Source organism: Geitlerinema sp. CS-897 (genome assembly GCF_028368005.1).
GTDB lineage: Bacteria > Cyanobacteriota > Cyanobacteriia > Cyanobacteriales > Geitlerinemataceae > Baaleninema > Baaleninema simplex.
This window is the reverse complement of the sequence record NZ_JAQNCQ010000311.1, coordinates 21033-27032: the sequence shown is the minus strand read 5'-3', so window position 1 is coordinate 27032 and position 6000 is coordinate 21033. Positions and strand designations below refer to the sequence as shown.

The window sequence follows — 6000 nt, the reverse complement described above, 5'->3', positions numbered from 1 at the left end:
TTGTGGAAGGTTTAAACAACAAGTTAAAGCTGATTAAACGCAAAGCTTATGGATTTCGTAATTTCTGCAACTTTGAGCTTAGGAGTCAGCTTTCTATGATTTTTTCAGATTGATTCTGCATCTTAAGTTCGGAAGAGCCTAAATGTGCTAATCCAGCTAGCAGCATAGCTACTGAATCCCGATTTTCTATATGCTCGAAAAGCTTCGATCGTGCCTAAGGAAGCTCTTGCATCTTCAATGGTACCTCTGCGCTCAGCAGTATAGATTCGCATGTATCCCTCAGAAATGAAGCGTGGGTCATTATCAGCTATGGCGCTATCAATAGTTGGCCAGGAGTGCCACCATGTATTTCTTTCCATACTATCTTCAGTAAATCCACCGATAACCAGGATTTGCTTGAGTTCTGCCCAACTAGGTGGTTCTGTGGGTACAGAAACTCTACTATCATGGCTGATATTGCTCGCAAGACCATGATGTCGATCTTCCACCGGAATAACAATGTGAGCGGGAACATTGTCAACTGCCTGATCTAGTCCAGAACTCAAGCCTGATGCCAGTCCATGAAGATCCAGGTGAGGAAAAGAAATAATAGTTCTATTTACTACAGGGACCTGCCTCAGAACAACTCTCTCAATATGGTATTGAAATACCTCAAGCCACACAACCATTTTTTCAAAATCGTTTAGAATTATATTTTCTCCATTATTAATGTTATCTATGGAGGTAAGTAAATTACGAAAATCGCAGAAATCACTCACCCCAGTAGCCTGATTTCTGGCATAATTTCTCAACTCTGTAACACGAGAGGCCATCATTTTATTTTCACGAAGACTATCAAGCCCTCCATCTATACCAAAAGGAAAGTTATCTCGCTCATCTGAGGTTAGATCTGCTGATTGTTTGATTTCAATCTCAAAGATAAATTTGAGGGTGGCATCCGGTGTCGTATATTGATTTCCTCCTGTCTCTTCAATAACTTGTTCTCGTTCATGAATCCAAGCCTTCTGGTTAGGAGCAAGATCTTCTCCAGTACTGCTTGGTGGTGAAAACTCAAAGGCTGTCAGAGCATTATCCGGAAAGGTTTCATCAGATCCCGATTCTGTTAACCGAGACTCAAGCTTAAATTTATGAGTAAAAGGGTCAAATGTTGTATTAGACGATAGTTCGAGAATCTCCAAATCCAGAGACTTAGTTTCTCCTCGTTCTAATCTGACATTCAGTGCAATTGTGCTGCCAGATATTGATATGGGAGTAAAAGCAATTGTGAAATCATAACCAATGAATCCTCTGAGATATTGAACACTTTTGAGTTTGACACGAATATATGGAGTATTCATAATCATTACTAAACTTGAACATTTTGGTTGGCTGAAATCAGATACTGATGAACAAGAGGCTCCTAACAATTTATTAGACGGAAACTTTCCACATAATACCCCATATAAGCAAATTAGGCAGAAAAACTCCACCTAACGCCCCTCCTGGGGGTGATTAAGTAGACGATTTCAGCATAATGTCCCCCTAGGGGTGATTAGGTGTAGATCTTCAGTATAACTACCATTTCGATCGAACTACCATTTCGATCGAACGTCAAGGCTGCATTAGGATTAATTTAATACTTCCCAGCACAAGCATTCCCAAATCATGCAACCTCATCCCAAAAAGCTGCTCGATCGCGTGCGCGACGCGATCCGAGTCAAACACTACTCCTACCGTACCGAACAAACCTACGTTCAATGGATTCGCCGCTACATCCTCTTTCACAACAAGCGCCATCTCAATGAAATGGGAGTACCAGAGGTTGAAGCATTTTTGACCCACTTGGCAGTACAAAATGGAGTAGCAGCAGCCACTCAAAATCAAGCACTTAGTGCAATACTCTTCTTGTACAAAGAGATATTAGGTCGCCCCTTAGAAGGAGTTGACGCTATCAGGGCTAAGCGTTCTCGGAGGCTCCCTACAGTTTTGACTGTCGAGGAAGCGCGGTTGGTGATTCATCAAATGTCAGGTGTTCATCGTCTCATTGTCCAACTGCTTTATGGCAGCGGCTTGCGACTGCGAGAGGCAATGCAATTACGCATCAAAGACTTGGATTTCACACAGCATCAGATTGTGGTGCAAGATACTAAAGGAAGACAGAGCCGGGTAACGATGCTTCCCACCTCCATCGTCGAGCCTTTGCAAGAACATTTGCAGATGGTAAAGCGTCTCCATCAGCAAGATTTGGAACAGGGTTACGGGGCAGTGACTTTGCCTTTCGCCTTAGCACGGAAGTATCCCAATGCAAACCGTCAGTGGATTTGGCAGTTTGTGTTTCCATCATCAACTCGGTGTCGGAATCCTCGTAGTGGTGTTATTATCCGTTACCACCTGCATGAGAGTGGCTTGCAAAAAGCAGTGAAGCAAGCCGTGAGAAGTGCCGGATTGCAAAAGCGCGTGAGCTGTCACACATTTCGCCATAGTTTCGCGACCCACTTGCTCCAGAACGGTTACGACATTCGCACGGTGCAGGAGCTACTCGGACATAAAGATGTAAAGACAACTATGATTTACACCCATGTGCTGAATCGATGCGGTCGATGCGTTCGCAGTCCTTTGGATGGACTGGTCTAACTGGCGTTCGGAGAGAGTAGGACTTACGCAAAAACCCGTTTTCTAAACGGTGAGTCGTGGTTCAATCGCCTGATTTTCAACGAGAAACCGGTTTTTTAGCCAGCCATGCGTAACTCCCGGGGAGCAAAAAGCCCCCTTCCGAACGAAGAGGGCTGAAGGAAAAACGAGAAACCGGGTTTTTCAGCCAACTGTGCGTAAGTCCTGCCCTCGTAGAGACTGGCATTCTCCACTAGAAGCATCAGATAGCCGATCGCTGAGAGATTGCTCGCCGCGTCGTCGTCGAGATTCGGCGTCGAGCCGATCGCACTATCCATCAAAAGTAGGATGCGCTGTTTTTAAAACCGTCCTATTTTTGAAAGAATGATCTAGACCGAGTCTCGATCGCGTTCAAAACCCAGACTAAAATCGAGCTATTTTAAACTGAGAAACCCGGCTTCCCGTTAAGAACGAAACGCTCAAACCAGGACACACCGTTTAGAGACCGGGTTTCTGCATCAGCCTAACTTAGACGACAAACTCAAAGCGAAACGTCTTTCGAGCTACAGGGCTGCTTTCTCTAGATTCTTTTATATCCCGATTCTGAAGATCGAAATCGCAGACTGCCTCCCCTCATTGTCCTAACTCATTGCAAGGAGACTTCACCGTGAACACGCGCAAACTTGGTAAATCTGACGTGCAAATGACCCCCGTTTTGCTGGGAACCTGGCAGGCGGGCAAAGCCATGTGGACGGGAATCGACGACGAGGAGATGGTGCGGACAATTCGCGCCGCCTACGACGCGGGCATCACCAGCATCGACACCGCCGAACAGTACGGCGACGGACATTCCGAGCAGATTGTCGCGCGGGCGCTGGCTGACGTGCGCGATAAAGTGGTGTACGCCGACAAAGTCTTCGCCAACCATCTCAAGTACGACCAGGTACTCGAAGCCTGCGAGCGATCGCAACGACGAAGTGCTAGAGCGCATCTACATCGGTCGCCGCTTCAAAAACGATACCGAGCGTCTGGAAAAACTGTTTGAGCTGTATACCAAAATGACGGCTTAGCAATCAGCTTAAAAATCTTCTAGATGCCAAACTAAAGAAAGTCAATGACGAGCATCAGTAGCGATCGGGGTTTGCGTTGTGGGTGGGTTTCGGTTGGTGAAGAATCCGTGTTTTGGGGAGCGCGGGTTTAGAGGTTGGCGAGCGTGATATTTTCGTAGAGGGCGTCGATCTCTAGATCTACATTGAGGCTTTCGAGGTGGAGGATTTCGCCGCTGCCGTAGGTGTCGTAGAGCCAAAAGCGGCCAGTGCCGCGCCGGTAGATCTCGACAAAAATCTGTTGGGTTTCAACGAGTAGATATTCTCGCAAGCTGGGCAGAGTGCGGTATTCACGCAGTTTTTCGCCCCGGTCGCGAGCGGCAGTTCCGGGAGAGATGACTTCGACGATGAGTGTCGGGTGGCGCAGAGCGTCGGTGGCGGTGCGGTCGCGATCGTCGCAGCTCACCATGAGGTCGGGGTAGCGGTAGGTGGTGTCGTTGACCTGAAGTTTGGCATCGGCGAGGTTGATGCGGCAGTTTTGCGTTTGGGTGTGGGGTCGCAGGTAGCTGAGGAGGTTAATGGCGAGGTAGTCTTCCGGGGTGATGTAGAGGGGATCGTTGGCGAGCATGGTTGGGGTGGTGAGGAGGAGCTAATTTTAGTTTAGCGATACTGGCTTCAACTGAACGCCGGACAGCCCTTCCAACACAGCATGGCAATGCGCCCTGCGATCGATACCCGCTTTCCTTACACCTTAAAAAACTCCAACAACTCCCGATTCACCGTCTGCGGCACTTCCTGCTGAATCCAATGACCGCACTGAGAAACAAACTTAAGCTGAAAAGGTCCAGAAATGAGCTTATCGAGTCCTTCAGTTAAGGTTTTACTCAAAAACGAGTCGTCCTCGCCCCACAAAACCAGCGTCGGAACGGAAATCGTCGCTGGCGATCGCGTCCAGGTTTTCAGCCAGCTTTGAGGTGTCATCAACTGGCGGTAATACTGCACGATCGCTTGCAGAACGCCGGGTTTTTCCAGAGCGGCTCGATAAATTTCTGTATCTTCTCGGCTAAACGCCCCCTTACGAACGGCGTTATCCCGAAAAATGTTGGTCACGAAGTTTTTCAGGTTGTTTTGAATCAGCCACTCGGGAAGGGTGGGAATTTGCAAGGCGAAAACGTACCAACTGCGGCGGAATTGGTCGAGGTTTCCGACGAGTTCTCGGGTGAAGGTTTGAGGGTGAGGAGCGTTGAGAATGGCGAGGCGATCGAGTAATTCGGGGAATTTTTGGGCGAAATGCCACGCGATCGCGCCGCCCCAATCGTGACCGACGAGGTGGGCGTGACGGTAGCCCAGGGCGGAAATTAACCCCCGCACGTCTTCGCTGAGGGTGTCGAGGTCGTAGCCGCTTCGAGGTTTGTCGGAATCGTTGTATCCGCGTAAGTCGGGAACGACGACTTTAAAGCGGCGGGCTAAGGCGGGAATTTGGTAGCGCCAGGAATACCAAAATTCGGGAAAACCGTGTAGTAATACGACGAGTTCTCCTTCACCTTGGGTGACGCAGTGAAGGCGAATGCGATTGGTATCGACGTAGCGATGCTGCCAACCCAGTTCGATGTCTGTCATGAAAAAAAACCAAATCAAAGCGATCGAACCGCAGAAAACGGGTTCTCTACTCTTATTTTAGGCTTGTTGGACGGCCGCCGGTCGGTAGTCGCTCGGGGCGATTTGGTATTTCACGAGATTTGCCAGTTCTTGCAGTTGCGCGATGGCTTCGGCGCCTTCGAGTTTCATCAGTTCGCGATCGTCGCGCATTTCCGTCCAGGTAATGCCGTAGTCGGAAACGAGGAAACGAATGAGGTGATTGTCTCCCAGACTGACCATAAACGAGGCACTGTTCATCTGACTGCCACAGGTATAGCACGATGCCAGATATCCCCGACGCTCTAGCACGATGGCTAATGCTTTGAGATTCATCACTAGCTCTCGCACGAATTGACGGTGCTGTTCGGCAAGTCGTATAAACACGGTTCTCCTCCTATCACGCGAAACACGCAGGTTAACATTTTTAAAATTTACTTAACAATTTAGCTCATCTCGGTCTTTCGATCGACCTCGCACGCTCGCTGGAGAAAGACAGTCAGATATCGAGACTTATGCCTCACGTTAACTTACTTTCGATCGACTTGACGTATCTTCGATCGCAAGTGACTGCGGGGATCGCTTCGTTTTTGACCGACTAACAAATGTCTAGCTCCCGCCATCTCTTGACTGCAAGGAGCGGGAGCCGAACGCGATCTCGCGGATAGAACTGCTTTGAAAATTCGACGATCTCTGACGACAAGGCTCGGACGAGTCCGAGTTTAATAAT

At 48.5% G+C, this 6000-nt stretch carries 7 protein-coding genes and 1 pseudogene; 3 read left to right on the top strand and 5 right to left on the bottom strand.

Annotated features, from left to right (window positions below):
• The coding region (locus tag POG22_RS19930; protein ID WP_498903168.1) for a transposase at positions 1 to 113 on the top strand (113 nt) is incomplete at its 5' end.
• A gap of 9 nt (positions 114 to 122) precedes the next feature.
• Here POG22_RS19930 and POG22_RS19925 read toward each other — a convergent pair.
• Positions 123 to 1406 carry a hypothetical protein gene (locus tag POG22_RS19925; RefSeq protein WP_498906901.1) on the bottom strand — a complete coding sequence of 428 codons (1284 nt, stop codon included), beginning with the start codon at positions 1404 to 1406 and terminating at the stop codon, positions 123 to 125.
• A 238-nt stretch (positions 1407 to 1644) separates the two neighbouring features.
• Here POG22_RS19925 and POG22_RS19920 point away from each other — a divergent pair, with 238 nt between their 5' ends.
• Positions 1645 to 2613: an integron integrase gene (locus tag POG22_RS19920; RefSeq protein WP_498906900.1), complete on the top strand. Its 969-nt coding sequence runs from the start codon at positions 1645 to 1647 to the stop codon at positions 2611 to 2613.
• A gap of 95 nt (positions 2614 to 2708) precedes the next feature.
• On the opposite strand, the gene POG22_RS19915 is transcribed toward POG22_RS19920, so the two are convergent.
• Positions 2709 to 2927: a hypothetical protein gene (locus POG22_RS19915; protein WP_498906899.1), complete on the bottom strand. Its 219-nt coding sequence runs from the start codon at positions 2925 to 2927 to the stop codon at positions 2709 to 2711.
• Between the two features lie 329 nt (positions 2928 to 3256).
• Between POG22_RS19915 and POG22_RS19910 the strand changes: the two are divergent.
• Positions 3257 to 3556, top strand: a pseudogene (locus POG22_RS19910) (aldo/keto reductase); the annotation flags it as partial.
• A gap of 230 nt (positions 3557 to 3786) precedes the next feature.
• On the opposite strand, the gene POG22_RS19905 reads toward POG22_RS19910, so the two are convergent.
• The 3 genes from POG22_RS19905 to POG22_RS19895 form a co-directional block, all read right to left on the bottom strand.
• Positions 3787 to 4263, bottom strand: coding sequence for a Uma2 family endonuclease (locus tag POG22_RS19905; RefSeq protein ID WP_498906898.1), 477 nt, complete (start codon positions 4261 to 4263; stop codon positions 3787 to 3789).
• 116 nt (positions 4264 to 4379) lie between these two features.
• Entirely contained in the window at positions 4380 to 5255 is an 876-nt protein-coding gene (locus POG22_RS19900) for an alpha/beta fold hydrolase (RefSeq protein ID WP_498906897.1), read from the bottom strand.
• Between the two features lie 57 nt (positions 5256 to 5312).
• On the bottom strand, positions 5313 to 5657 hold the full coding sequence (locus tag POG22_RS19895; RefSeq protein WP_063718167.1) for a DUF1815 family protein: 345 nt from the start codon (positions 5655 to 5657) through the stop codon (positions 5313 to 5315).
• Positions 5658 to 6000: the final 343 nt, after the last annotated feature.

What these genes read in the sequence shown, in the direction of transcription:
- POG22_RS19900 (WP_498906897.1), bottom strand. Translation starts at nt 5,255, where the DNA reads ATGACAGACATCGAACTGGGTTGGCAGCATCGCTACGTCGATACCAAT.
- POG22_RS19905 (WP_498906898.1), bottom strand. Translation starts at nt 4,263, where the DNA reads ATGCTCGCCAACGATCCCCTCTACATCACCCCGGAAGACTACCTCGCC.
- POG22_RS19915 (WP_498906899.1), bottom strand. Translation starts at nt 2,927, where the DNA reads ATGGATAGTGCGATCGGCTCGACGCCGAATCTCGACGACGACGCGGCG.
- POG22_RS19920 (WP_498906900.1), top strand. Translation starts at nt 1,645, where the DNA reads ATGCAACCTCATCCCAAAAAGCTGCTCGATCGCGTGCGCGACGCGATC.